Annotated in this window: 18 protein-coding genes; 5 read left to right on the forward strand and 13 right to left on the reverse strand. The window is 71.5% G+C overall.

Going from position 1 to position 24,066, the window contains the following annotated elements; translation table 11 throughout:
- Positions 1-4: 4 nt before the first annotated feature.
- From IH50_RS0107700 to uvrC, 7 genes are all read right to left on the reverse strand, one after another.
- On the reverse strand, positions 5-1,216 hold the full coding sequence (locus IH50_RS0107700; protein WP_030858701.1) for a phosphoglycerate kinase: 1,212 nt from the start codon (positions 1,214-1,216) through the stop codon (positions 5-7).
- Between the two features lie 169 nt (positions 1,217-1,385).
- On the reverse strand, positions 1,386-2,393 hold the full coding sequence (gap, locus tag IH50_RS0107705) for a type I glyceraldehyde-3-phosphate dehydrogenase (protein WP_030858703.1): 1,008 nt from the start codon (positions 2,391-2,393) through the stop codon (positions 1,386-1,388).
- Positions 2,394-2,620: 227 nt separating this feature from the next.
- On the reverse strand, positions 2,621-5,575 hold the full coding sequence (locus tag IH50_RS0107710) for a M14 family metallopeptidase (RefSeq protein ID WP_030858705.1): 2,955 nt from the start codon (positions 5,573-5,575) through the stop codon (positions 2,621-2,623).
- Positions 5,576-5,721: 146 nt separating this feature from the next.
- The gene (gene whiA, locus IH50_RS0107715; RefSeq protein WP_030858707.1) at positions 5,722-6,711 is read right to left on the reverse strand and encodes a DNA-binding protein WhiA; all 990 of its coding nucleotides are present in this window, start codon (positions 6,709-6,711) and stop codon (positions 5,722-5,724) included.
- Complete coding sequence (locus IH50_RS0107720) at positions 6,702-7,769, reverse strand: gluconeogenesis factor YvcK family protein (protein ID WP_030858710.1); 1,068 nt, start codon at positions 7,767-7,769, stop codon at positions 6,702-6,704. Before IH50_RS0107720 ends, whiA begins: the two co-directional genes overlap by 10 nt.
- Positions 7,766-8,764 carry an RNase adapter RapZ gene (gene rapZ / locus IH50_RS0107725; protein ID WP_030858712.1) on the reverse strand — a complete coding sequence of 333 codons (999 nt, stop codon included), beginning with the start codon at positions 8,762-8,764 and terminating at the stop codon, positions 7,766-7,768. Before rapZ ends, IH50_RS0107720 begins: the two co-directional genes overlap by 4 nt.
- Positions 8,761-10,848, reverse strand: coding sequence for an excinuclease ABC subunit UvrC (uvrC, locus tag IH50_RS0107730; protein ID WP_030858713.1), 2,088 nt, complete (start codon positions 10,846-10,848; stop codon positions 8,761-8,763). Before uvrC ends, rapZ begins: the two co-directional genes overlap by 4 nt.
- Before the next feature lie 181 nt (positions 10,849-11,029).
- Here uvrC and IH50_RS41960 point away from each other — a divergent pair, with 181 nt between their 5' ends.
- Positions 11,030-11,197 (forward strand): hypothetical protein, encoded by a 168-nt coding sequence (locus IH50_RS41960; protein WP_199822055.1) that lies wholly within the window; start codon positions 11,030-11,032, stop codon positions 11,195-11,197.
- Positions 11,198-11,401: 204 nt separating this feature from the next.
- Positions 11,402-12,349, forward strand: coding sequence for a hypothetical protein (locus IH50_RS0107740; RefSeq protein WP_030858715.1), 948 nt, complete (start codon positions 11,402-11,404; stop codon positions 12,347-12,349).
- Between the two features lie 6 nt (positions 12,350-12,355).
- On the opposite strand, the gene IH50_RS0107745 is transcribed toward IH50_RS0107740, so the two are convergent.
- Positions 12,356-12,778, reverse strand: coding sequence for a Rieske (2Fe-2S) protein (locus IH50_RS0107745; RefSeq protein WP_030858717.1), 423 nt, complete (start codon positions 12,776-12,778; stop codon positions 12,356-12,358).
- Positions 12,779-13,010: 232 nt separating this feature from the next.
- Here IH50_RS0107745 and IH50_RS0107750 point away from each other — a divergent pair, with 232 nt between their 5' ends.
- Positions 13,011-13,937: a carbohydrate kinase family protein gene (locus tag IH50_RS0107750; protein WP_030858719.1), complete on the forward strand. Its 927-nt coding sequence runs from the start codon at positions 13,011-13,013 to the stop codon at positions 13,935-13,937.
- A 62-nt stretch (positions 13,938-13,999) separates the two neighbouring features.
- Here IH50_RS0107750 and uvrA read toward each other — a convergent pair whose 3' ends face one another.
- Positions 14,000-17,026, reverse strand: coding sequence for an excinuclease ABC subunit UvrA (gene uvrA / locus IH50_RS0107755; protein ID WP_030858721.1), 3,027 nt, complete (start codon positions 17,024-17,026; stop codon positions 14,000-14,002).
- 223 nt (positions 17,027-17,249) lie between these two features.
- Here uvrA and IH50_RS0107760 point away from each other — a divergent pair, with 223 nt between their 5' ends.
- Positions 17,250-17,939: a maleylpyruvate isomerase family mycothiol-dependent enzyme gene (locus tag IH50_RS0107760; protein ID WP_030858723.1), complete on the forward strand. Its 690-nt coding sequence runs from the start codon at positions 17,250-17,252 to the stop codon at positions 17,937-17,939.
- A gap of 39 nt (positions 17,940-17,978) precedes the next feature.
- The gene (locus IH50_RS0107765) at positions 17,979-18,635 is read left to right on the forward strand and encodes an MBL fold metallo-hydrolase (protein ID WP_030858725.1); all 657 of its coding nucleotides are present in this window, start codon (positions 17,979-17,981) and stop codon (positions 18,633-18,635) included.
- An 8-nt stretch (positions 18,636-18,643) separates the two neighbouring features.
- On the opposite strand, the gene aroQ is transcribed toward IH50_RS0107765, so the two are convergent.
- The 4 genes from aroQ to IH50_RS0107785 all read right to left on the reverse strand — a co-directional run bounded on the left by aroQ (position 18,644) and on the right by IH50_RS0107785 (position 24,027).
- Positions 18,644-19,117, reverse strand: a complete 474-nt coding sequence (gene aroQ / locus IH50_RS0107770) for a type II 3-dehydroquinate dehydratase (RefSeq protein WP_030858727.1) — start codon at positions 19,115-19,117, stop codon at positions 18,644-18,646.
- A gap of 241 nt (positions 19,118-19,358) precedes the next feature.
- A complete protein-coding gene (locus IH50_RS0107775) occupies positions 19,359-20,462 on the reverse strand; it encodes a calcium:proton antiporter (RefSeq protein ID WP_030858729.1) in 1,104 nt (367 codons plus the stop codon).
- 284 nt (positions 20,463-20,746) lie between these two features.
- The gene (locus IH50_RS0107780) at positions 20,747-21,748 is read right to left on the reverse strand and encodes a TerC family protein (RefSeq protein WP_030858731.1); all 1,002 of its coding nucleotides are present in this window, start codon (positions 21,746-21,748) and stop codon (positions 20,747-20,749) included.
- Between the two features lie 287 nt (positions 21,749-22,035).
- Complete coding sequence (locus IH50_RS0107785; RefSeq protein ID WP_030858733.1) at positions 22,036-24,027, reverse strand: TerD family protein; 1,992 nt, start codon at positions 24,025-24,027, stop codon at positions 22,036-22,038.
- Between the last annotated feature and the right edge of the window lie 39 nt (positions 24,028-24,066).

Below are 24,066 nucleotides of genomic sequence, written 5' to 3' on the forward strand. Positions count from 1 at the left end.
GGGGTCAGTCCTCCAGTGCGGCGAGGCCGGGGAGCGTCTTGCCCTCGAGGTATTCGAGGGAGGCGCCGCCGCCGGTCGAGATGTGGCCGAATGCCTGCTCGTCGAAGCCCAGGATGCGGACGGCCGCGGCGGAGTCGCCGCCGCCGACCACGGTGAAGCCCGGGGAGTCGATGAGGGCCTGGGCGACCGCCTTGGTGCCCTCGGCGTAATCGGGGTGCTCGAAGACGCCCATGGGGCCGTTCCAGAAGACGGTGGCGGCGTCGGCGAGCTTCGAGGCGTACAGCTTGCGGGTCTCCGGACCGATGTCCAGGCCCATGTGGCCGGCCGGGATGGCGTCCGCGGCGACGTTGGCGGGGTGGGACGGCGCCTTGGCCTTCATGTCGGGGAACTCGGCGGCGACCAGCGTGTCGACCGGCAGCAGCAGTTCCACACCGTTCTTCTCGGCGCGCTCCAGGTACTCCAGGACGGCCGGGATCTGGTCCTCCTGCACCAGCGACGTGCCGATCTCGTGGCCCTGGGCCTTGAGGAAGGTGTACGCCATGCCGCCGCCGATGAGGATGCGGTCGGCCTTGCCGAGCAGCTCGTCGATGACGGCGAGCTTGTCGGAGACCTTGGCGCCGCCGAGGGCCACGACGTAGGGCCGCCGGACGTCGTCGGTGAGCTTCCTCAGGACGCCGACCTCGGTGGCGATGAGGTGGCCGGCGTAGTGCGGCAGCCGCGCCGGGAGGTCGAAGACCGAGGCGTGCTTACGGTGCACCGCGCCGAAGCCGTCGCCCACGTACAGGTCGGCGAGGGCGGCGAGCCGGTCGGCGAAGGCGGCGCGCTCGGCGTCGTCCTTGGACGTCTCACCGGCGTTGAAGCGCAGGTTCTCGATGACCGCGACCTGTCCGTCGGCGAGGCCGGAGACGGTGGCGGTCGCGGACTCGCCGACCGTGTCGGTCGCGAACGCGACGTCGGCGCCGAGGAGTTCACCGAGGCGCGCGGCGGCCGGGGCGAGCGAGAAGGCGGGGTCCGGGGTGCCCTTGGGGCGGCCCAGGTGGGAGGCGACGACCACGCGGGCGCCCGCCTCGGCGAGGGCCTTCACGGTGGGCAGTACGGCGCGGATACGGCCGTCGTCGGTGATGGTGGTGCCGTCCAGCGGCACGTTGAGGTCGGCGCGGACGAAGACCCGCTTGCCCGCGACGCCTTCGGAGAGGAGTTCGTCGATCGTCTTCATAGGGGCTCCCTGGCTAGAGCTGGCTGGAGCGACGTGCCCAGCGACGTGTTCGCTCGTGATCGCTCGTGATCGAAAGAGGGCGACCGTTCCGATACGTGCGTCAGGGCTCGGACAGCGCGTTGCCGCACCGGCCGAGCCCTGCACTCATATCAGGCTGCCCGCTCCGCGATCAGAGCTGGTTGCCCACGAAGACCGTCAGGTCGACGAGGCGGTTGCTGTAGCCCCACTCGTTGTCGTACCAGCCGATGACCTTCACGCTCTTGCCCTCCTGGACCATGGTCAGGGAGGAGTCGAAGGTGCAGGACGCCGGGGCGTTGACGATGTCGGAGGAGACGATCTCGTCCTCGGTGTACTCGAGGTAGCCCTTCAGCTCGCCCTCGGCGGCCTTCTGGAAGGCGGCGTTGACCTCTTCCTTGGTGACCTCGCGGGAGAGCTCCACGACCAGGTCGGTGACCGAGCCGGTCGGGACCGGGACGCGCATGGCCATGCCGTCCAGCTTGCCCTTGAGCTGCGGGAGCACCAGGGCGGTGGCCTTGGCGGCACCGGTGGTGGTCGGGATGATGTTCTCGGCGGCGGCACGGGCGCGGCGCAGGTCCTTGTGCGGGAAGTCCAGGATGCGCTGGTCGTTCGTGTACGCGTGCACCGTGGTCATCAGACCCTTGACGATGCCGAAGTTCTCGTCGAGCACCTTCGCCATCGGCGCCACACAGTTGGTGGTGCAGGAGGCGTTGGAGATGACGTGGTGGTTGGCCGCGTCGTACTGCTCGTGGTTGACGCCCATGACGAGGGTGATGTCCTCGTTCTTCGCCGGGGCGGAGATGATGACCTTCTTGGCGCCGCCGGTGATGTGCTTCTCGGCGTCTTCCTTCTTGGTGAAGATGCCGGTCGACTCGATGACGATGTCGACGCCCAGCTCGCCCCACGGGATGTCGGCGGGGTTGCGCTCGGAGAGCACCTTGATCGTCTTGCCGTCGACGGTGATCGTGTCGGCGGTGTGGGTGACCTCCTGCTTGAGGCGGCCCAGGATGGTGTCGTACTTCAGCAGGTGGGCGGTGGTCGCGGTGTCACCCAGGTCGTTGACAGCCACGATCTCGATGTCCGCGCCCTGCTCCAGCAGCGCGCGGAAGTAGTTGCGACCGATGCGGCCAAAGCCGTTGATGCCTACGCGGATCGTCACGAACCGATCTCCTCGTTGGTACGCCGGCCCGATGTGCCGGCGAGCTGTATTTGGGATGTCCCCGACCACTGCCGACCCTACCTCTCCGGGGCCCCAGCCGTGACATCGAGTTGCCCCATACCCGGCAGGGCGGCCCGTACCCGTCAGTAGGGTGCGGACCGCCCCGTCCGACGCTCCGTCGTCACCCGATCTCGTCACGGATCGTCAGCGTGCGTTGACGCGAGGTGTCACCCGTCCAGGGCGGCCAGCGCCTTCCTCAGCAGCGCGGTCCGGTCGGCCGCGGAGGTGAGGTGCTCCAGGCCGAAGCCCAGCAGCACGGTGTCGCCGGTGGTGACCGCTCCGTAGGTCCGGAACAGCGCCCCGGTACGCGTCCAGTCCTTCAGGACGGCCGGGCTTCCCGCGGGCGGCCCGGAGACCGTCCAGGCGCCGAGCGAGCTCTCGAAGCCCTCGGTGCCGGCCGCGGTGCCACCGGTCACGAGCGAGGCCTCGTCGGCGAGGACCCCGTGGCCGCCGCTGCCCGGGTCGGTGACGTAGGCGAGGGAGACCTCGACCGTCTTCCCGGCGTAGGCGCTCAGGTCGAACTCCACCTGCCGCCAGCCGCCGGAGGAGCCGGTGAGGCTGTTCCAGGAGCCGGTGGTGCCGGTCGCGGCGCAGCCGTCGTCGCCCAGGGTCAGGTAGTGCTCCAGCCAGGGGTGCTCGCCCATGTAGAACCCGGCGGCGCACTCGGCCGGCACGGTGGTGCGGGTCGCGCCGCCGGCCTCGGGCAGGGTCGTCCAGTCGTCGGCGCCGGCGGTGTGCGCCTCGACGACGACGTGGTCGTAGCCCGGCTCGGTGTCCCACAGGAGCTGGGTGCGCAGGGCGGGCCGGTCGGCCGCGGCGGTGCCGGTGAGGTCGATGGTGCGGGTGAGGCGCTTGTAGCCGTCGTCGGTGTGCACGGCGGCGGCCATGAAGGAACCGGCATAGGGCCCGTACGGGTTGACCGTGCCGGGGAACTCTCCGGCACCCGCGCTCGCGAACTGCGGGTAGGTGCCTGCGGGCAGTTCGTCGGAGGTGACGCCGTAGGTGCCGGCCTTGTCCAGCGGGTTGCCGGGCGCGTCGCCGAGCGGGCCGGTGAAGCCGCCCAGGCCGCCGGAGCCGGCGAACGCCGTGGCCCCGGAGGTGGAGGTGCGGGAGTAGGCGCCCAGGTAGTACTGGCTGAAGTCGTCGGACAGGGTGCCGCCGCCGAGGTCGACGCTGCCGCCGGCCTGCTCGCCCGCCTCGATCAGCCGGCCACCCTCGTTGAGGAAGGCCCGCAGCTGGAGCTGGGTGGCGATGCCCGGGGTGGCGGCGCCGGTGTGGTGGACGACCGTGTCGAAGTGGCTCAGCACGCCGAGCGCGTCCGGGGCTCCCTGCTCGGCGACGTCCCAGACCGCCGCGCGGCGGCCGCCGGCCTTCAGCGCGTCGACGTACTTCTGGGTCTGGGTGGCCTTCGCGCCCTCCTCGGAGACGACGAGGACGTCCGCGCGGGGCCGTTCGGCGACGGTGTAGGTGAAGTGCCCGCTGGAGACGTCCCGGCCTCCGCGGGTCTCGCCGGTGAACCACACCTCGACCTTGTCGCCCGGGTCGGCGTGCCTCACCCTGGCCCGGTACTCGTCGAAGTAGAGGTTGTCCTCACCGCCGTACCGCTCGCCGCCCTTCCACCGCCTGAGGTCCTCGTCGTGCGTACGGCCGCCGTTGACGCGGTACTTGAGCTCCTTGTCGCGTACGGCCCTGCGGACGACGACGGAGACCTCCTGGTCGGCGCCGCGCGCGTACGACGTGCCGAAGGCCGCCGGGGTGAAGTCCGCGGCCTCCAGGCCGACCGAGGAGGACGGCCGGTCGGGGTGGGCGGCGGTCTCGGCGACGGAGAGCGCGAACGGGATGTTCTTCACGAACTCCTGCTGGATCAGCTTCTCGTCGTCGGGGAAGTTGAAGCCCGACCGGCAGTCGCTCGCGTTCCACTCGTCGTCGGGGTCGGCCTCGGAGACGGTCTGACAGGTCGACATCTCGGGGGTGAACATCGCCATGCCGTTGACGTTGGCCGCGTGGCCGTCGGCCTCACCGTTGGTGGTGTACAGCTCGGAGGAGAGCTGCGGGTGGTAGCCGGGGATCGCGGAGTTGCCGGGCGTGCCGGCGAGGGCCTCGTAGAGGACGTCGTCGGGGGTGGGGGTGGCCACCTGCCAGCCGACCCCGTAGAGGAGGAGTTCGGCCGCGGAGTGGTAGTTGATGCCGTAGGTGAAGCCGATGCGCTTCTCGAAGGCGTCGATGGCCTTGGTCTCGGGCTCGGAACCCGGGCTCGCGCCGCGGTAGGTCTGGCTGGTGGGGTTGGGGGACGAGCCCTCGTCGTCGTAGCCCCACTTGTAGGGGAAGTTGCGGTTGAGGTCGACGCCGTCGCCGGTGCCGATGACGCCGTCGCCGTTGACGTCCCGCAGGTTCTTGCGCCAGAGGCGGTTGTCGTCGTCGGCGAAGGTGTAGTCGTAGCCGTCGGGGTTGGCGGAGAGGACGAACCACAGTTCCGTGGTGTCCACAATCTTCTTGATCCGCTTGTCCGTGCGGTACGAGTCCAGGTAGTGGTGCATCAGCCGCCGGGTCATCTCCGGCGTGATCCACTCGCGCGCGTGCTGGTTGGACATGTAGAGGACCGAGGGCTTGGAGCCGTCCTCGGTCTTCCTGGCCTTCTTGGTGAGCTTTAAGGCGAGGATGTCCTGGCCCCTGACCGTCTTGCCGATGGAGACGACCTTGGTGAGGTCGGGGTTCTCCCGCGCGGTGCGCAGGATCTCCTCCCGCAGACCGCCCGCTCCGCTGTACGGGCGGAACACGCCCTCGGCGGCGTCCTCGACGCGGGTCTCCGCGCGGGCGGAGAGCGCGTGCTCGGTGAGGTCGACGCCCTGTTCCTCCAGCTTTTCGGCCTGCCCCTCGGTGAGGTAGACCTCCACGGTGGCCGTGCCCTTGTCGGGCACCCGCTCACCGAGTTCGTGGCCGTCCTGCCCCGCCGCGAGCAGCAGGGACACCTGCCGCTTGGTGACGTCGGCGCGGAAGACCTTGACCTCGTCGGTGTCGGAGGCCGCGGGGTTCGCGGGCTGTGCCTGGGCGATGGGCGCCAAGCTCGCTCCGCCGATCAGGAGCGTGCCGACAGCGAGGATCGATCTCGCTCTGTGTCTCATGAGCCCCCCTCGAAGTGGTCCGCCACAGTGGCGAACAGATGCCAGGCTCATGACACAACATGATCGAGTCAAGGGCGCCGCCGCGACACGCGAAAACCGGCGCCGGTCACCCGGGTGGGCGCCGACGCCGGTCTTCTGACGGCGGGTCAGACCATGAGTTTGTCGTCCAGCTCCTCGCCGAGGTTGGCCTCCGTGCCCGGGATGCCGAGGTCGGCGGCGCGCTTGTCGGCCATCGCCAGCAGCCGGCGGATCCGGCCGGCCACGGCGTCCTTGGTGAGCGGCGGGTCGGCGAGCGCGCCCAGCTCCTCCAGGGAGGCCTGCTTGTGCTCCATGCGCAGCCGGCCGGCCGCGGCGAGGTGCTCGGGGACGTCGTCGGCGAGGATCTCCAGGGCGCGCTGGACGCGGGCGCCGGCGGCGACGGCCGCGCGGGCGGAGCGGCGGAGGTTGGCGTCGTCGAAGTTGGCCAGCCGGTTCGCCGTGGCGCGCACCTCGCGGCGCATCCGGCGCTCCTCCCAGGCCAGCACCGACTCGTGCGCGCCGAGCCGGGTGAGCAGCGCGCCGATCGCGTCGCCGTCGCGGACCACGACCCGGTCCACGCCGCGCACCTCGCGCGCCTTGGCGGCGATCGACAGCCTGCGGGCGGCGCCGACCAGGGCGAGCGCGGCCTCGGGGCCGGGGCAGGTCACCTCCAGGGAAGAGGAGCGGCCGGGCTCGGTGAGGGAGCCGTGGGCCAGGAAGGCGCCGCGCCAGGCCGCCTCGGCGTCGCAGGTGGCGCCGGAGACCACCTGCGGGGGCAGGCCGCGGATCGGCCGGCCGCGGCCGTCCACCAGGCCGGTCTGGCGGGCGAGCTGGTCGCCGCCGGCCACCACCCGGACGACGTAGCGCGAGCCGCGGCGCAGCCCGCCCGGGGCCATCACGATCAGTTCGGAACTGTGGCCGAAGATCTCCAGGATGTCCCGCTTGAGGCGGCGGGCCGCCATCGCGGTGTCCAGCTCCGCCTCGATCACGATGCGCCCGCTCACCAGGTGGAGGCCGCCGGCGAACCGCAGGACGGCGGAGACCTCCGCCTTCCTGCAGCAGGTCCGGGTGACGGGGAGCCGGGAGATCTCGTCCTTCACCGCTGCCGTCATCGCCATGGGCCGATCCTTCCATGCATCCGAAAAATACGGTCGTACGCGGCGGCCAACAGCTCCGGGTCGTGCCGGGGGCTTCCGTCGGGCCTGGCCACCGGGGCCAGCTCGACCGCGGCGCCGAACCGCTCGGCGGCATCGGTCAGGGAGTCGCGGTCGGGCACGGCGGCCTCGTCGGCCAGCACCACGTCCAGGGCGAGTTTAGGGGCGTGTCGTCCCAAAACCTCCAAATGACGCTGCGGGGAGAAGCCCTCGGTTTCTCCTGGCTGCGGCGCGAGGTTAAGGGAGAGTACCCGGCGCGCCTTGGTCTCGATGAGGGCGTCCAGCAGTTCCGGCACGAGCAGGTGCGGGATGACCGAGGAGAACCAGGAGCCGGGGCCGAGCACCACCCAGTCGGCGTCGAGGACCGCCGCGACCGCCTCGGGGACGGCGGGCGGGTCGTTCGGCACGAGGTGCACGGACTGCACCTCGCCCGGGGTGAGGGCGACAGTGGCCTGGCCGCGGACGGTGCCGATCTCGTCGGGCCGCTCGGGGTCGTGGCCCTTGACCAGGGCCTGGAGCTCCAGCGGCACGGCGGACATCGGCAGCACCCGCCCGTGCGCGCCGAGCAGCCGGCCCACCAGGTCGAGGGCCTGGACGTGGTCGCCGAGCTGCTCCCACAGGGCGACGATCAGCAGATTGCCGACCGCGTGCTCGTGCAGATCGCCCTGGGACTGGAAGCGGTGCTGGATGACGCGGGCCCAGGTCTGGCCCCAGTCGTCGTCGCCGCACAGCGCGGCCAGGGCCTTGCGCAGGTCACCGGGCGGCAGCACGCCCAGTTCGTCACGCAGGCGCCCGCTGGAGCCGCCGTCGTCGGCCACGGTGACGACGGCGGTGAGATCACCGGTGATCCGGCGCAGCGCGGCGAGCGAGGCGGACAGGCCCATGCCGCCGCCGAGGGCGACGACCTTGGGCTGGGTGCCCCGGCGGCGCGGTCTCGCGCCACGGGTCTCGGCCGGCCGGCTCGCGCGTCCCTCGGGGACCGCTCGGCGCAGCCGGCTCAGCCGCGGAGTACGTGGTGTCATTCCCGTCCCATGTCCCGGTGGACCACCACCGTCTCCACGCCCTCGGCGACGAGCCGGGCGGCGAGCTTCTCCGACATGGCGACCGAACGGTGCTTGCCACCGGTGCAGCCGACCGCGATGGTCACGTAGCGCTTGCCCTCACGGCGGTAGCCCGCGGCGACCAGCCGCAGCATCTCCGCGTACCGGTCGAGGAACTCCTTGGCGCCGGGCTGGTTGAAGACGTACGACGCCACCTCCTCGTTGAGTCCGGTGTACGGGCGCAGCTCGGGGACCCAGTGCGGGTTGGGCAGGAACCGCATGTCCACGACCAGGTCGGCGTCGACCGGCAGGCCGTACTTAAAGCCGAAGGACATGACGGTGGCCCGCAGCTCGGGCTCCTCCTCGCCGGCGAACTGGGCGTCCATCTTGGCGCGCAGCTCGTGCACGTTGAGGCTGGAGGTGTCGATCACCAGGTCGGCGTCGCCGCGCAGCTCGCGCAGCAGCTCCCGCTCGGCGTCGATGCCGTCGACGATGCGGCCGTCGCCCTGCAGGGGGTGCGGGCGGCGCACCGACTCGAAGCGGCGCACCAGGGCGTCGTCGGAGGACTCCAGGAAGACGGTCCGCCGGGTGACGCCCCGCCCGTCGAGGTCGGCGAGGGACTCGCGGAGGTTGTCGAAGAAGCGCCGGCCGCGGACGTCGACGACGACCGCGATCCGCGCCACGTTGCCCTGGGAGCGCGCGCCGAGCTCCACCATGGTGGGGATCAGCGCGGGCGGCAGGTTGTCCACGACGAACCAGCCGAGGTCCTCCAGACACTTCGCGGCCGTCGAACGGCCGGCCCCGGACATGCCGGAGATGATCACCAGCTCGGGGATGGCCGCCTCGGGCACCCCGGCCTTTTCCTTGCCCGTACTCACCTGTGCTCCGTCGTCCTGGCGGGCGGTCCGGCCGGTGCCGTCCCCGCCCGCCTCCTGCGGTGTCCGGTCCCGCGCGGGTCCCGTCTCGTGCTCGGTCATCGCTCCTGCCCCCGTCGTCCGTCCGGGGCGCCCGTGGTGACGGGCTCCCCGGAAGAACCCGTCGCCTGCCCGGGTTCTTCCGTGTCATCCATGATCTCGCCCGTCGCCGTGTTCACGGCGGGGGCGGCGGGTGCCGCCCGGTCGAGGGCCGCGACGATCGTCTCGGCCGTCTTGCGGCCTATGCCCGGAACCTCGCAGATCTGGTCGATTGTCGCCGACCGCAGCCTCTTCACCGAACCGAAGTGCTTGATCAGCGCCTGCTTTCGGGTCTCGCCGAGGCCGGCCACGTCGTCCAGCGGGCCGGCGCGGAAGCGCTTGGCCCGCTTGGCGCGCTGGTAGGTGATCGCGAACCGGTGGGCCTCGTCGCGGACCCGCTGGAGCAGGTAGAGGCCCTCGCTGGTGCGCGGCAGCACCACCGGGTCGGTCTCGCCCGGCAGCCAGACCTCCTCCAGCCGCTTGGCGAGGCCGCACACGGCGATGTCGTCGATGCCCAGCTCGTCCAGCGCCCGCTGGGCCGCCGCGACCTGCGGCGCGCCGCCGTCGACGACGACGAGCTGCGGCGGGTAGGCGAAGCGCCTGGGGCGGCCGTCGTCCTCCGTGAGGGTGTTCCCGGGCGGCTCGGCGAGGCCTCCGGGGGGCCCTTCGGCGCCGGGGTCCTCGCCGTCGGTCCACTCCCCCGTGCGCTCCTTCTCCGCGAGGTAGCGGCGGAAGCGGCGGGTGATCACCTCGTGCATCGAGCGGACGTCGTCCTGTCCCGCGAAGCCCTTGATCTGGAAGCGGCGGTACTCGCTCTTGCGGGCCAGTCCGTCCTCGAAGACGACCATGGAGGCCACCACGTCGTCGCCCTGGAGGTGTGAGATGTCGTAGCACTCGATCCTGAGCGGGGCGCTGTCCAGCTCCAGGGCGTCGGTGATCTCCTCCAGCGCGCGCGAGCGCGTGGTCAGGTCGGAGGCGCGCTTGGTCTTGTGCAGCACGAGCGCCTGCTGGGCGTTGCGCTCCACGGTCTCCATCAGGGCCCTCTTGTCGCCGCGCTGCGGGACGCGCAGGGACACGCCGGAGCCGCGCCGCTCCGTCAGCCACTGCTGGACCGGCTCCACCGGGTCGGGCAGGGCGGGGACCAGGACCTCCCGGGGGACCGCGTCGCCGGTCTCCTCGCCGTAGAGCTGCTGCAGCGCGTGCTCGACGAGGGCGCCGGTGGTGATCTCCTCGACCTTGTCGGTGACCCAGCCGCGCTGGCCGCGCACGCGTCCGCCGCGTACGTGGAAGATCTGGACGGCCGCCTCCAGCTCGTCCTCGGCGACCGCGATCAGGTCGGCGTCGGTCGCGTCGGCGAGCACGACCGCGCTCTTCTCCATGGCCTTCCTCAGCGCCCCGATGTCGTCGCGCAGGCGCGCGGCCCGCTCGTACTCCATCTCCTCGGCCGCCTCCGCCATCCGCCGCTCCAGACGGCGCAGGTAGGCCCCCGTACGGCCGGCCATGAAGTCGGAGAACTCCTCGGCCAGCGCGCGGTGGTCCTCGGCGGAGACGCGGCCCACGCACGGTGCCGAGCACTTGCCGATGTAGCCGAGCAGGCAGGGGCGGCCGGTGCGGGCGGCGTTCTTGAAGACCCCGGCCGAGCAGGTGCGCACCGGGAAGACGCGCAGCAGCAGGTCCACGGTGTCGCGGATCGCCCACGCGTGCGTGTACGGACCGAAGTACCGTACGCCCTTCTTCTTGTGACCGCGCATCACCTGGACGCGCGGGAACTCCTCGTTCATCGTCACCGCGAGGTACGGGTAGCTCTTGTCGTCGCGGTACTTGACGTTGAAGCGGGGGTCGTACTCCTTGATCCAGGAGTACTCCAGCTGGAGCGCCTCGACCTCCGTGGACACCACCGTCCACTCCACGGACGCGGCCGTGGTGACCATGGAGCGGGTGCGCGGGTGCAGCCCGGCCAGGTCCTGGAAGTAGTTCGCCAGGCGCTGGCGCAGGCTCTTCGCCTTTCCGACGTAGATCACCCGGCGGTGCTCGTCGCGGAACCGGTAGACCCCCGGCGAGTCGGGGATCTCACCTGGTTTGGGGCGGTAGCTGGAGGGGTCGGCCATGTCTCACACCCTACTGGCGGGGACCGACACCGCGGCGGGCCTGTGGACGGCGGGGCCCGGCCGGGTCCGGAGGGGTTACGGCGTGCGGGAAGCGGGAAGGTGGGGGTTCCGTCCCCCGGATGATCGGCGGACGGCCACGAGGGCGGTCACGAGGGCGGTCACGAGTCGGAGGGCTGGTCGGATGCGACAGACGCGGATCGAGAAACCACGACGGCCGGCCCGGACCCGCCGGTACGCGGACGAGACGTCCGGCCTCGCCGACTCCCTCGACCCCCGCGATCCCGACATCGTGCGCGCGAAGCGCCTGCGGGCGCGGCCGGCGGGCGGGGCCGGGGCCGGCGCGTCGTAGGGAGGGCGCGTACCGCCGTCGTGGGCCGCTGTCGGGCGTCAGGTGTTGTCGGGACTTGGTCAACACGCTTCAATGCGGGGGAACTCCGGGCCCTGAACGGCGGCGTACGGATGTGAAGACTCCGCCGCGCCGGCGGGGGACGGTTCCGGGGTGCCCGCGCGACGGCCCGACCAGCCGTCGCGGACTTCACAGAAAGGCCCCTGCATGCCGCACGCCACACCGCACGCGGACCCCGTCACCGCGGAACTGGACTCGGCCCTGCGAGGCGGCCCCTTCCACGTCGCCCTGCGCGCGGCGATCGCCGCGCGGGGGCTGCCGTTGCAGCGGGTGCAGCACCATCTGTCGCGCCACGGCGTGAGGGTCGGCGTCACCAGTCTGAGCTACTGGCAGCAGGGAGCCCGCCGCCCGCAGCGCCCGGAGTCGCTGCGCGCCGTACGGGCGCTGGAGGAGATCCTGCAGCTGCCGGAGGAGTCGCTGATCCGGCTGCTCGCCGAACCGGACGAGCACACGGCGGACCGCCACTCCCCCCGGCGGTCCTACCGCTCCCTGGTCGAGGCCTCGGGCGTACGGGAACGGCTGCTGGCCGAATTCGGCGCCCCGCGCGACGGCGGGCTGCACACCCTGGGGCACCACGAACGGATACGGATCGGGGCGCGCCGCGAACTGGCGGAGCGCGAGTCGCACCACATCGTGCGCGCCCACCGGGACGGCGTCGACCGCTATGTGGCCGTCCACCACGGCGATCCCGGGGCCGTGCCGGAGCGGATGACCGTGCGGGCGCTGGAGAACTGCCGTACCGGACGCGTGCTCCGGCACCACGACACCGGGGTGCTCGCGGCCGAGCTGCTCTTCGACACCCGGCTGCGGGCCGGTGACACCTTCCTCTTCCGCTACGCCGTCGAGGACGGCACGGCGGGCGTCTCGCGCGAGTACGTGCGCGGGGCGGAGCCCCCGGGCGGCCAGTACGCGCTCCAGGTGTGCTTCGGCTCCGGGACGCTCCCGGTGCGCTGCCACCGGTTCACCCAGCACTCGGCGGCGGCACCGCGCGGCGGCCACCAGGAGCTGCTGCTCAGCGGGCGGCACCGCTCGGTGCACCTGGTGGAACCGCGTATGCGGTCGGGCTACGTGGGGATCGCCTGGGACTGGGAGTGACCCCGGTCAGGTCTGCGGCCTGACGACCAGCGTGCCGTTCCTCACCTCGACGGCCAGCTTCTTCAGGGGTGCCACGGCCGGCTCGCGCAGCACCTTGCCGGTGGTGGCGTCGAACTCGCTGCCGTGGCAGGGGCAGATCAGCTTCGTGCCCTCGAGCTTGTTGATGGGGCATCCCGCGTGGGTGCAGACGGTGTCGTACGCCTTGAGGGTGCCGTCCCCGCTCCGGCTGACCACGACGTTGTGGTCCCGGTACAGCTTCGCGCCGTCCTCGGTGACCTCGCTCTCGGGGCCCAGCTCGACGGGGCCGGTCAGCGGGGCGGCGCCCTCCTCGGTGCCTCCGCACGCGGTGAGGCCCAGTCCGGCCACGGGGGTCAGGGCCACGCCTCGCAGGACGGTGCGGCGGGTCGCGGCGGGGCGGCGGGCGGGCATGAGGGCTCCACGGGTGGGACGACGGTGCGCGGGTGGACATCGGGGACGATACCGGGAGTGATCGTTCCGGCTGTGGGCGGGGCTGTCGCGAGGCGGCCCGGCAGGCGTTTACGCACGTCCGGCGAATGGGATACGGTCCCCACCCGAGAGGCGGCACGTGGTGCGCGGCTGTACGGAGCCGGCAGGTCGTGAAGCCCGGTCCTTCGGAGACCTTCGGAGAAGGGAACCCCTCGTGATCGTCGTGACCGGTGAGGCACTGATCGATCTGGTACCGCGCGGCGCGGGCGCGCTCGCGCCGCTGACGCCGGCGCTCGGCGGCGGCCCGTTCAACACGGCGGTGGCGCTGGGCCGCCTCGGCTCCCCCACCGCGTTCTGCTCCCGGGTGTCGCGCGACGCCTTCGGTACGGCGCTGCTGGACCGGCTGCGGGAGACCGGCGTGGACGTGTCGTCGGTGCAGCGCGGCGACGAGCCGACGACGCTGGCCGTCGCCACGGTCGGCACGGACGGCTCGGCGGCGTACACCTTCTATGTGGAGGGGACCGCGGACCGCCTGTTCACGGCCTCCGGCGCCTTGCCGGCCGGCACCCGCGCGGTGTCCTTCGGGACCTGCTCCCTCGTGCTGGAACCGGGCGCGAGCGCGTACGAGGAGCTGATGCGCACCGCCCGCGCGCAGGGCGTCTTCACGGCGCTGGACCCCAACATCCGGGCGGGTCTCATCCCTGACGGCGACGCCTACCGGGCCCGGTTCCGGAGCTGGCTGCCGTCGGTGTCGCTGCTGAAGCTGTCCGCGGAGGACGCCGAGTGGCTCGGCGGGTCCCCCAAGGAGTGGCTGGCGGCCGGTCCGGCGGCGGTCGTGGTCACCCGGGGCGGGGACGGGCTGACCGTGTTCACCCGCGACGGCGGCGAGTACGCCGTGCCGGGTGAGCGGGTCGAGGTGGTGGACACGATCGGCGCCGGTGACACGGTGAACGCGGCGCTGCTGCACGGCCTGGCGGTGCGGGACGCGCTCAGTGACGCGGGGGTGGCCGCGCTGGGCGGCGAGGGCTGGGCGGACCTGCTCGGCTTCGCGGCGCGCGCGGCGGCGGTCACCTGCTCACGCGCGGGCGCGGAACCGCCGTACGCCCATGAACTGGAGCCGCTGGAGCCGGAGGCCGCCTGACGTACGTACGCGCCGTGCCGCACGGGGTTCCGTGCGGCACGGCGCATGCGAGTGCGGGCCGGTCAGGCCTTGGGCGCCCGCGTCGTCCTCTTCGCGGCGGCCTTGGTGGCCGTCTTCTTGGCGGACGCCTTCGCAGGGGCCGTACCGTCGATCGACTTGGTGGCCGTCCTCCTGGTGCCGGCCTTGGCCGCGACCGTCTTCTTCGCCGCCTTGCGCGGGGCCGGGGCCTGCGCGGCGTCGCTGATCCGCTCCGCCCCCAGAATGTCGCGCAAAAACTTGCCCGTGTGGCTGGCCGGGACGCCGGCGACCTGCTCCGGGGTGCCCTCCGCGACCACCAGGCCGCCGCCGGAACCGCCCTCGGGGCCCATGTCGATGACCCAGTCGGCGGTCTTGATCACGTCGAGGTTGTGCTCGATGACGATGACCGTGTTGCCCTTCTCGACCAGGCCGGACAGGACCGTCAGCAGCTTGCTGATGTCCTCGAAGTGCAGACCGGTGGTCGGCTCGTCCAGGACGTAGACCGTGCGGCCAGTGGAGCGCTTCTGCAGCTCGCTGGCGAGCTTCACGCGCTGCGCCTCACCGCCGGACAGGGTGGTCGCGGACTGGCCGAGGCGGACGTAGCCGAGACCGACGTCGTTGAGCGTCCGCAGGTGGCGGGAGATGGCCGGGACCGCCTCGAAGAAGTGCATGGCCTCTTCGATCGGCATGTTCAGGACGTCGGCGATGGACTTGCCCTTGTAGTGGACCTCCAGGGTCTCCCGGTTGTAGCGGGCACCGTGGCAGACCTCGCACGGGACGTACACGTCCGGGAGGAAGTTCATCTCGATCTTGATCGTGCCGTCGCCCGCGCAGTTCTCGCAGCGGCCGCCCTTGACGTTGAAGGAGAAGCGGCCGGGCATGTAGCCGCGGACCTTCGCCTCGGTGGTCTCGGCGAACAGCTTGCGGACATGGTCGAAAACGCCGGTGTACGTCGCCGGGTTGGAGCGCGGGGTGCGGCCGATGGGCGACTGGTCGACGTGGACGACCTTGTCGACCAGGTCGTCGCCGTCCACGCGCGTGTGCCGGCCGGGGACGCTGCGCGCACCGTTCAGCTCACGGGCGAGGTGGGTGTACAGGATGTCGTTGACCAGCGTGGACTTGCCGGAGCCGGAGACACCGGTGACCGCGGTGAAGACGCCCAGCGGGAAGGACACGTCGATGTCCCGCAGGTTGTTCTCGCGGGCGCCGTGCACCGTGAGCCGGCGCGAGGGGTCGTGCGGGCGGCGGAGGTCGGGCAGCGGGATGGCCTTCTTGCCGGACAGGTACTGGCCGGTCTGCGACTCGGTGTTGGCGAGCAGCTCCTTGAGGGAGCCGCTGTGCACGACCTTGCCGCCGTGCTCGCCGGCGCCGGGGCCGATGTCGACGATCCAGTCGGCGACCTTGATGGTGTCCTCGTCGTGCTCCACGACGATGAGCGTGTTGCCCATGTCGCGCAGCCGGACCAGGGTCTCGATCAGCCGGTGGTTGTCGCGCTGGTGCAGGCCGATGGAGGGCTCGTCGAGGACGTAGAGCACGCCGACGAGTCCGGAGCCGATCTGGGTGGCCAGGCGGATGCGCTGGGCCTCGCCGCCGGAGAGGGTGCCGGCCGCGCGGTTGAGCGAAAGGTAGTCCAGGCCGACGTCGACCAGGAACCGCAGCCGCTCGTTGACCTCCTTGAGGACGCGCTCGGCGATCTTCTTGTCGCGGGCGGTGAGCTTCAGTTCGCCCAGGAAGTCCGCGCAGTCGCTGATGGACATCCCGGAGACCTCGGCGATGGACTTGCCCATGACCGTGACGGCGAGGACGACCGGCTTGAGCCGGGTGCCCTCGCAGGCGGGGCAGGGCACCTCGCGCATGTAGCCCTCGAAGCGCTCACGGCTGGCGTCGCTCTCGGCCTCGCTGTGCCGGCGCTTGACGAAGGGGACGGCGCCCTCGAAGGCCGTGGTGTACCGGCGCTCGCGGCCGTAGCGGTTGCGGTAGCGGACCTCGACCTGGGTCTTGTGGCCGTGCAGCAGGGCCTTCTTGGCACGCTGCGGCAGACCGGCGAACGGGATGTCGGTGCGGAAGCCCAGCGCGTCCGCGAGGGCGCCGATCAGGCGGCCGAAGTAGTCCTTGGTGTGACCGTGCGACCACGGGTGGATGGCGCCCTCGTCGAGGCTCTTGTCCGGGTCGGGGACGATCAGCTCGGGGTCGACCTCCATGCGCGTGCCGATGCCGGTGCACTCGGGGCAGGCGCCGAAGGGCGAGTTGAAGGAGAAGGAGCGGGGCTCCAGCTCTTCGAAGGACAGGTCGTCGTACGCGCAGTACAGGTGCTCGGAGTACATGCGCTCGCGCTCGGGGTCGTCCTCGGGGAGGTCGACGAAGTCGAGCACGACCATGCCGCCGGACAGCCCGAGGGCGGTCTCGACGGAGTCGGTGAGGCGGCGCTTGGCGCTGTCCTTGACGGTGAGGCGGTCGACGACCACCTCGATGGTGTGCTTCTCCTGCTTCTTCAGCGTGGGCGGGGTGGAGAGCTGGATCGTCTCGCCGTCCACCCGGGCGCGGGAGTAGCCCTTGGTCTGGAGGTCGGCGAACAGGTCGACGAACTCGCCCTTGCGCTCGCGCACCAACGGGGAGAGCACCTGGAAGCGGCTGCCCTCGGGCAGTTCCAGGACCTTGTCGACGATGGCCTGCGGCGACTGGCGTGCGATCGGGCGGCCGCACTCGGGGCAGTGCGGCTTGCCGATGCGCGCGAAGAGCAGGCGCAGGTAGTCGTAGACCTCGGTGATGGTGCCGACCGTGGAGCGCGGGTTGCGGGAGGTCGACTTCTGGTCGATGGAGACCGCCGGGGACAGACCCTCGATGAAGTCGACGTCCGGCTTGTCCATCTGGCCGAGGAACTGCCGGGCGTACGAGGAGAGGGACTCCACGTAGCGCCGCTGTCCCTCGGCGAAGATCGTGTCGAAGGCCAGCGAGGACTTGCCCGACCCCGACAGGCCCGTGAAGACGATGAGCGCGTCGCGCGGGAGATCGAGCGAGACGTTCTTGAGGTTGTGCTCGCGCGCTCCACGGACGATGAGACGGTCGGCCACGCCGGTCCGCACCTTTCTTGAGAGAAGTGACAGGGGCGGGGCCCCCGTCTTTCCCAGACTAGGGGGAGCCACTGACAACGCCGGTTCGGATTCACGGGTTGTCAACAAACCCCGGCTCTCCAGCATGCCCGACGCCGAACACGACCATATAGCACGTACATTCGATTCAGGGTGCGGCTTCACCACCTTCACCCGATGGTGTGATGGGACTAGGGTCAGCACCATGATTGATCACGCTGATGACCTGGCGTCTGTACAAGCAGCGACCGACCGGCTGCTCACCGCGGTCGCCGCACTGGACAACGCGGCTGTGACCCAGTCGTCACGGCTGCCCGGCTGGACCCGCGGCCACGTCCTGGCCCACCTGGCCCGCAACGCGGACGCCCTGGTGAACGTCTTCGAGGGCCGCCCCATGTATGTCTCCGCCGAGGCCAGGGACGCCGACATCGAGCGGGACGCGCCGCGCCCCCTCGACGTGCACCTCGCCGACCTGCGGGAGAGCGGGGAGCGCTTCCGCGCGGCGGGCGCGGCCCCGGCGGACTGGTCACGCACGGTGGAGCTGCGCAACGGGATCACGGACCGGGCGGAGCGGGTGCCGTTCCGCCGGTGGATCGAGGTGGAGCTGCACCACGTGGACCTCGGGATCGGCTACGAGCTGGAGGACCTGCCGGCGGACTTCACGGAGCGGGAGATCGACTTCCTCGCGGCGCGGTTCGCCGGCCACCGGGACGTGCCGCCGGCCACCCTGGCCACCGTGGACGGCGGGACCTGGACGACCGGCGGCGGGGCGGACGGCGACCCGGTCTCGGTCGAGGGGACGGCCGCCGACCTGCTGGGCTGGCTGGCCGGCCGCCGGGACGGCGCCGCCCTGACGGTCAAGGGCGGCGATCTTCCGTCGCTTCCCCCGCTGTAGCACCTGTCCGGCGCGGGTTCCCGCTATAGGCTGGCGGTCATGACGTACAGCGGTCGGGTGACGGTCGGCGGCCCAGCCGACGTGCACGAACTCAAGGACCTAATGATCACCAAGGTCGCGGTCGGCCCCATGGACAACAACGCCTATCTGCTGCGTTGCCGGGCCACCGACGAGCAGTTGCTGATCGACGCGGCCAACGACGCGAGGGCCCTGCTGGCGACGATCGGTGACGACGGCATCGTGTCCGTCGTCACCACCCACCGGCACGGCGACCACTGGCAGGCGCTCGCCGAGGTCGTCGCCGCCACCGGCGCCCGCACCCACGCGGGCCGGGAGGACGCCGAGGGCATCCCCGTGCCGACCGACGTGCCGGTCGACGACGGCGACACCATCCGCGTGGGCCGGGTGGAACTCACCGCCCGCCATCTGGTCGGCCACACACCCGGCTCGATCGCCCTGGTCTACGACGATCCTCACGGGCATCCGCATGTGTTCACCGGGGACTGCCTGTTTCCGGGCGGCGTGGGCAACACCCACAAGGACCCGAAGGCGTTCGCCCGTCTGATCCACGATGTCGAGACCAAGATCTTCGATGTCCTCCCGGACGAGACCTGGGTCTATCCCGGGCACGGCGACGACACCACCCTGGGCGCGGAGCGCCCGCACCTGCCGGAGTGGCGCGCGCGGGGCTGGTGAGACGCAGCTCACGCCTGGGCCACTCCGGGGCCGGCCAGCGCGGCGATCCGCTCCACCGCGAACACGTACCCCTGCACCCCGCACCCCGCGATGACTCCGTCGGCGCGCAGGGAGACGTAGGAGTGGTGCCGGAAGGACTCGCGCCGGTGGATGTTGGAGATGTGGACCTCCATCACGGGCAGGCCGTCGCAGGCGTTGAGGGCGTCCAGAATGGCGACGGAGGTGTGGGAGTAGGCGCCGGGGTTGATGACGATCCCGCAGTGGTTCAGCCGCGCCTCGTGGATCCAGTCCACCAGCTGACCCTCGTGGTTGGACTGGCGCAGGTCCACGGTGCCGCCCCGCGCGGCCGCCGCCTCGGCGCACATCGCCTCCACGTCGGCGAGCGTGTCGGAGCCGTAGATCTCCGGCTGGCGCTGTCCCAGCAGGTTCAGGTTGGGGCCGTTGAGGATCATGATGGGGGCGTTGGCCAGATCGCGGGGCACGGTTCCTCCGGTCCGTCGGGGTGGGGCGGTCCTCACCGGAACCGCTGCTCGGACCCGGTTTATCACGCTGCGCCGCACGGCCCTTGAGCCCGGCCCCGGCCCGTACCGGGCGACCGCGTGGCCGCGCCCGGGGCGCTTTTCGGCACTGCTCGTGGGCCGCCCGGAGAACCAGGTCTCCGGGCGGCCCACGGGCTCCGGGGAGCACGGTCACAGCCTGTGCCACCGGGCGACGTGCTCCCCGTCAGGGGTTGAGCGCCAGTTCCAGATAGGCCGCGAGCAGCACCAGGTGCACACCGCCCTGGAGCGGTGTGGCCCGCCCGGGGACCACGGTCAGCGCGCCCACCACCATGGTCAGGGCGAGCAGCACCATATGGGTGTTGCCGAGGCCGAGGACGAGCGGGCCGGGGAGCCAGAGGGAGGCCAGCGCGACGGCGGGGATGGTCAGGCCGATGCTGGCCATCGCCGAGCCGAGCGCGAGGTTCATACTGGTCTGCACCTGGTTGCGGCGTGAGGCGCGCACCGCGGCGATGGTCTCCGGGAGCAGGACCAGCAGGGCGATGATCACACCGACGACGGAGTGGGGCAGCCCGGCCGCCTCCACTCCGGACTCGATCGTGGGCGAGACCCCTTTGGCCAGCCCGACCACTCCGATCAGGGCCAGGCCCAGCAGCCCGAGACTGATCAGGGCGGTGCGCGTGGAGGGCGCCTCGGCGTGCTCCTCCTCTGGGGCCGCCGTTTCGCTCTGCTTGACGATCGGCAGGAAGTAGTCGCGGTGTCTGACGGTCTGGGTCGCCACGAACAAGGCGTAGAGGATCAGCGAGGAGACCGCCGCGAACGTGAGCTGGACCGTGGAGAACTCCGGGCCCGGCTTGCTCGTGGTGAACGTCGGCAGCACGAGGCTGAGGGTCGCCAGCGTCGCGACCGTGGCGAGGGCCGCGCCGGTGCCTTCCGAGTTGAAGACCGCCGTGCCGTGGCGCAGTGAGCCCACCAGGAGACTCAGTCCGAGGATGCCGTTGACGGTGATCATCACGGCCGCGAACACGGTGTCCCTGGCGAGGGTCGCGCTCTTGTCCCCGCCGTCGAGCATCAGTGTGACGATCAGCGCCACCTCGATGACGGTGACGGCGACCGCGAGGACCAGGGAGCCGAAGGGCTCACCGACCCGGTGCGCTACCACCTCGGCGTGGTGCACGGCCGCCAGCACGGATCCCGCGAGAACCGCGGTCACCAGTACGACGACCCAGCCGGGCAGTTCGCGTCCCCAGGTCAGGGCCAGCAGAACCACGGCGAGCACCGGCACCAGGGTCGTCCACTGTGCCGTGAGTGACCTGAGCCGAGCGGTCATGGGGCGATCGTCGCAGACGTGAACGGGCGGCGCACCTCACCGCGGCCCTCCGACCACCGGCCGACCGTGGGGGGCGCGGGGGGTGTCACCGCCGCACGGTGTACCCCTCCGCTCCGTGTTCCTGATCGTCTCGGGGTCATCATGGTCACGCATGGCCTCCTCGTACGAGTCGTGTTCGGTCGGCGCCGACGGGCGGCGCGGAGTGGGAGCGAACAGACCGGGAGCGGAGGCCGGCGATGTGCCGGCCTCCGCTCCCGGTACCGGCGTCCCGGTGTCCGACAGGGTCAGACGTCGATGTCGTTCTTCACGGGGTTCTCGCCCCGGCCCGCCGCCGCCTCGGCCTCCGCCTGCTTGCGGGAGGCCCGCAGGCTGGTGAGCGTGGTGACGACCAGGACCGCGCAGATGACGCCCAGCGAGACCGGGATGCTGATCTCGGGGACGTGTACCCCGGATTCGTGCAGTGCGTGCAGCACCAGCTTCACGCCGATGAAGCCGAGGATGATCGACAGGCCGTAGGACAGGTGGACCAGCTTCTTCAGCAGGCCGCCGATGAGGAAGTACAGCTGCCTCAGGCCCATCAGCGCGAACGCGTTCGCCGTGAACACGATGTACGGGTCCTGGGTCAGGCCGAAGATCGCGGGGATGGAGTCGAGCGCGAACAGGACGTCCGTGGTGCCGATGGCGAGCATGACGACGAGCATCGGGGTCATGACCCGCTTGCCGTTCTGCTCGATCCACAGCTTGGTGCCGTGGTACCGGTCGGCCACGCCGAAGCGGCGCTCGGCGGCCTTGAGCAGCTTGTTCTCCTCGTACTCCTCGTCCTCCTCGTCGGCCCTGGCCTCCTGGATGAGCTTCCAGGCCGTCCAGATCAGGAAGGCGCCGAAGAGGTAGAACACCCAGGAGAAGCTGGCGAGGATCGCGGCGCCGGCGGCGATGAAGATCGCGCGCAGTACCAGGGCTATGAGGACGCCGATGAGGAGCACCCGCTGCTGGTACTGCGACGGGACCGCGAACTTCGCCATGATCAGGACGAAGACGAAGAGGTTGTCGACGCTCAGCGACTTCTCGGTGATGTAGCCGGCGAAGAACTCGCCTCCGGCCTGGCCTCCGCCCCAGATCAGCAGGCCGAATCCGAAGAGCGCGGCCAGGACGATCCAGACGACGGTCCAGATTCCGGCTTCCTTGATGGACACGTCATGCGGTTTGCGGCCGATGAAGAAGTCGACCGCGATGAGGACACCGAGGCCCACGATCGTCAGGACCCATAGGGTCGGGGAAACATCCACTGCGCCTCCGGCAGATACGTCACACGGCAAATGTCAGCGTCGTCGCTGCCGGAGGTCTCTTCCACCCGGGTCGCCGGCGCTCGAGTGCGTCCGGACGGTCCATCGGGCCGACGCCCCGGGATCTGGCCTGATCCGTATTGACGGGGTCGCCGCACAGACAGGGAGTACTCCCCTCCGTGCGGTCAACAGTACCCAACCACCAAGGATTGGTAAAGAGGCGGGTAAAGAAAGATACAAAGCACCAGGTGGGAAAGGTTTACGCGAACTTGGTCAAAGGCGCGGGGACGTCACCTGCCCCATGCGCGGCGGGCCGCCGCGACCTGGGTGAGCACCTGGTGGAGGACCTGGCTGCCCGGCGGCACGAGCGGCGGCTCGTACGTCCAGGCGTGGCCGACCCACGGGTCGGCCAGATGGTCGTCGGGCACGGGGGTCAGTCGCAGCAGCGAACGCCACAGCGGGTCGAGGAGCGGACCGTAGCCCGCGGACTCCTCGCGGTCGGCGACCATCATCAGATGGACCCCGACGGCCGGGCCCTCGTCGGCGAGGTAACGCAACTGGTTCACGGCCCGGTCGTCGAAGCCGTGCGGGAAGTCGTTGACGATCAGTAGCTGCTGGGAGGTGTCGAAGCCGGGCGGCAGCGCGTCCGGGGCACCTCCGCGCAGCGCCATCTGCACCAGGTCGACCCGCTGCGTGAGCCGGCCCAGCACCTCCGCCACCCCCGCGGCGCCCTGGGCGGGCGGGGCCGCCAGCACATCGGTCCGCGTCAGCGGTGCCAGCGGCTGCGCCCCGGATCCGGCCGGGTCGATGACGTGCACGGTGAACTCGCCCGCCGGGTAGACGGCGAGCAGCCGGGCCGCGTGCGCCACCGCCGTCTCCATGGCGAGGCGCCGCATGTCGTGGGAGTCGGTGAACGACCCGTCGGCCGAGTCGGCCCGCCCGCTGTCGATCCACAGACCGCGCTCCAGCGGCAGCCGGAGCAGCATCGGGATGCGGATCCGGTCGGCCTCGGGCAGCCGCAGGTCGCCCAGGCGCAGCGCCATGGGTATCTCCATCGGCACCCGGTAGGCGTGCCAGGCGGGGTTGTCCCAGCGGGCGAAGGCGGGGGGCAGCGCGGGTTCGACGACGTCGGCCTCGGCGACGAGCTGGACGAGGTCCCGGTCGAGGGCCTCTCGCGCCTGGTCGACGAGGTGGGTGTACCGGGCCCGGGCGGCCTCGCGCGCGGCGTCGCCCTGACCGCCGATCCGGCTGCGCGGGTCGGACAGGGTCTGCTCCAGTTCCTTGTCCATGCGGGACTCGGCGAAGTCGACGGCACTGCGGTAGGCGGCGGTGGTACGGGCCAGGTCCTCGAACATGCCCCAGACCTGGTTGTAGAGCCGCTCCTCCATGGACCAGCCGGTCGCGTCCCCCGCGACGGGCTGCGCGGGCTGTCCGGGCTGCGCCGGCGGTGCGGTGGGCGGGGGCGGCGGCGGGGCGGAGTTCCGCCGGCCGGGGTGGCTGTAGTCGATCGGACCGCCGGTGGTGGCGGACGGGTCCGCGGCACCGGCTCCGCCGTACGCCGGCTGCGGCCCTGTCTGTCCCGGCCCTCCGTACGACGGCGGTACGGGGCCGGGAGCGCCCTGCGGTGCGGTGCCGCCCTGGTCGGAGCCGAGGGCGGGGGCGGCCGGCTGACGGGAGCGGTCACCGTCGGCCGGACGGGGCGGGGGTGCCTGCACGGAGCGGGCGAGACCCCGCGCGACCGCCTCGTTGATGGTGTCCGCAAGCGGTACGGCCTCGGGCAGGCCCTGGTCGGTGAGGAGGTCGGCCAGGCCGCCCGCGTAGCCCTGGCCGACGGCGCGCACCTTCCAGGCGCCCTGCCGCCGGTAGAGCTCCAGCGCGATGACGGCCGACTCGGTCTCCAGGCCGGTGATGGTGTAGCTGGCGATCTCGTCGCCGTCCAGGCCGGTGACGGCGACGAAGGGGGCCGCCACGGCGCCGAACCGGGCCGGTCCCGGCCCGCCGCCCGGGGCGGGCAGGGCGAGCAGCACGCTGACGCGGTGCACCGCGTCCGTCATGGCGTCCAGGTCCACCGCGAGACGGTGGTCGGCGGCCGCCTGACGCGACACCTCCAGGCCGGGCTGAGTGGGCGCGCCCGGGTGGGCCACCCACTCCACTCCGTGGATCCGGCCGTTCTCGTCGCCGAGCGCGGCCGCGGCCACGACCGGCGTGCCGGCCGAGATCCTGATCTCCAGACGGGACTGGGAGAGCGGGTGGTTCTGTCCCCGCACCAGCTCGGCCGTCATCGCCTTCGTCCCCCTGTGTCGCGGTGGTGGCTGCTCGTA

Source organism: Streptomyces sp. NRRL S-37 (assembly GCF_000721605.1).
GTDB lineage: Bacteria > Actinomycetota > Actinomycetes > Streptomycetales > Streptomycetaceae > Streptomyces.

Excerpts from the sequence above, each read along its gene's own strand:
- IH50_RS0107745 (WP_030858717.1), bottom strand. The coding sequence starts at position 12,778 with ATGCCCGCCCGCCGCCCCGCCGCGACCCGCCGCACCGTCCTGCGAGGC.
- IH50_RS0107740 (WP_030858715.1), top strand. The coding sequence starts at position 11,402 with ATGCCGCACGCCACACCGCACGCGGACCCCGTCACCGCGGAACTGGAC.
- IH50_RS0107765 (WP_030858725.1), top strand. The coding sequence starts at position 17,979 with ATGACGTACAGCGGTCGGGTGACGGTCGGCGGCCCAGCCGACGTGCAC.
- IH50_RS0107710 (WP_030858705.1), bottom strand. The coding sequence starts at position 5,575 with ATGAGACACAGAGCGAGATCGATCCTCGCTGTCGGCACGCTCCTGATC.
- IH50_RS41960 (WP_199822055.1), top strand. The coding sequence starts at position 11,030 with ATGCGACAGACGCGGATCGAGAAACCACGACGGCCGGCCCGGACCCGC.
- IH50_RS0107760 (WP_030858723.1), top strand. The coding sequence starts at position 17,250 with ATGATTGATCACGCTGATGACCTGGCGTCTGTACAAGCAGCGACCGAC.
- IH50_RS0107700 (WP_030858701.1), bottom strand. The coding sequence starts at position 1,216 with ATGAAGACGATCGACGAACTCCTCTCCGAAGGCGTCGCGGGCAAGCGG.
- IH50_RS0107785 (WP_030858733.1), bottom strand. The coding sequence starts at position 24,027 with ATGACGGCCGAGCTGGTGCGGGGACAGAACCACCCGCTCTCCCAGTCC.
- whiA (WP_030858707.1), bottom strand. The coding sequence starts at position 6,711 with ATGGCGATGACGGCAGCGGTGAAGGACGAGATCTCCCGGCTCCCCGTC.
- uvrC (WP_030858713.1), bottom strand. The coding sequence starts at position 10,848 with ATGGCCGACCCCTCCAGCTACCGCCCCAAACCAGGTGAGATCCCCGAC.
- rapZ (WP_030858712.1), bottom strand. The coding sequence starts at position 8,764 with ATGACCGAGCACGAGACGGGACCCGCGCGGGACCGGACACCGCAGGAG.
- IH50_RS0107775 (WP_030858729.1), bottom strand. The coding sequence starts at position 20,462 with ATGACCGCTCGGCTCAGGTCACTCACGGCACAGTGGACGACCCTGGTG.
- IH50_RS0107720 (WP_030858710.1), bottom strand. The coding sequence starts at position 7,769 with ATGACACCACGTACTCCGCGGCTGAGCCGGCTGCGCCGAGCGGTCCCC.